The organism is Geodermatophilus sp. SYSU D00758, assembly GCF_054049955.1.
This window is the reverse complement of record NZ_JBJGYK010000088.1, coordinates 1-1325: the sequence shown is the minus strand read 5'-3', so window position 1 is coordinate 1325 and position 1325 is coordinate 1. Positions and strand designations below refer to the sequence as shown.

Genomic DNA, 1325 nt, shown 5'->3' with positions numbered 1-1325 from the left:
GATGCTCCTATCGTCGTCAAGTGGCGGTGGCCAGGTGGTCGAAGTCGGCCAGTAGCGACGTGTGGACTTCGCGGATGACGTAGCGCTTGAGGCAGCGCATGATCTCCTGCTTGCTCAGGCCTTGGGCGGTGCGGCGGGCGACGTAGGCGCGGGTGCGATCGTCGTGGCGCATCCGGCAGAGCACGATGCGATGGATCGCACTGTTGGCCGCACGGTCGCCCCCGCGGTTGAGCCGGTGCCGGTCGGTGCGCCCGGAGCTGGCCGGCAGCGGACTGATCCCGGTCAGGTGTGCCAGGGCGGCCTCGCTGCGCAGCCGGTGGGGGTTGTCCCCGGCGGTCACCAGCAGCTGGCCGGCGACGTCGGGGCCGGCGCCGAAGAGGGCCGCGGTGCGGGGTGCGACGGTGGCCGTCGCCGGGCGCAGCCGGGTGTCGGCCAGGGCGATCTCCTCCTCCAGGGCCTGGATCCGGCGGGCGATCGCGCGCAGCGCCGCCTTGGTTGCCACGGCGGGCTCGAGCAGCCGATCGGAGTCGGGGCGGAAGCCGGCGCAGCGGTCCACCAGTTCCGCGGTCCGCAGCCCGCCCAACTCGGCGCGCAGCTGCTCGGGCGCGGAGGTGATCAGGCCGTGGAGCTGGTTGCGCGCGGCGGTGCGCGCCTTGACCGCGCCCCGGCGAGCCACCCGCAGCACCCGGATGGCCTCCACCGGGCCGGTGCGGGTCTTCGGCGCGCCGGTAGCGGTCCCGGCCAGCACGGCCCGGGCCGCGGCGATCGCATCGATCGGGTCGGACTTGCCCTGCCGGCGGCGGGTCTTGCGGTCCGGGCGGTCGACCTCGACCACCTCGACACCCTGACCGGCCAGGTGGCGGGCCAGGCCGGCGCCGTAGGTGCCGGTGCCCTCCACCCCGACCGTGACCAGTCGGCCGAAGGCGGCCAACCAGGCCAGCAGCGCGCCATAGCCGGTCGCGGTGGCTGGGAACTCGGCATCGCCGAGCAACCGCCCGGCGCCGTCGATCGCGGCCGCGTGATGCGTTCGGCCGTGGGTGTCCACGCCACCGAAGACATCCACGCGCGTGCTTGTCATCATGAGAACCGCCGTCCGTCGCTTGCACCGATGAGACGGCACGCACCGAGCCGGACGAGGCGGACAAGACAGTGATGGGCGCCTCTTGCACAGGCTCCTATGAGGTCACGAACGTCCCGCCCGGTGACGTGCAAGGACGGGGCCACCCCCACACGGCCGACACATCCCACAGCAGGACAGCAAGGCGTCGGTCAGGCGGAGAGTCAGACCACCAGGGGTGACCCCGTCCCCTCACATCCTCACTGTC

General features: G+C 73.1%; 1 protein-coding gene. It reads right to left on the bottom strand.

All coding sequences use genetic code 11. The features are described 5' to 3' along the window. Positions 1-16: 16 nt before the first annotated feature. Positions 17-1081 carry an IS110 family RNA-guided transposase gene (locus ACI8AC_RS25190; protein ID WP_456900596.1) on the bottom strand — a complete coding sequence of 355 codons (1065 nt, stop codon included), beginning with the start codon at positions 1079-1081 and terminating at the stop codon, positions 17-19. Between the last annotated feature and the right edge of the window lie 244 nt (positions 1082-1325).

Excerpts from the sequence above, each read along its gene's own strand:
- ACI8AC_RS25190 (WP_456900596.1), bottom strand. The coding sequence starts at position 1,081 with ATGATGACAAGCACGCGCGTGGATGTCTTCGGTGGCGTGGACACCCAC.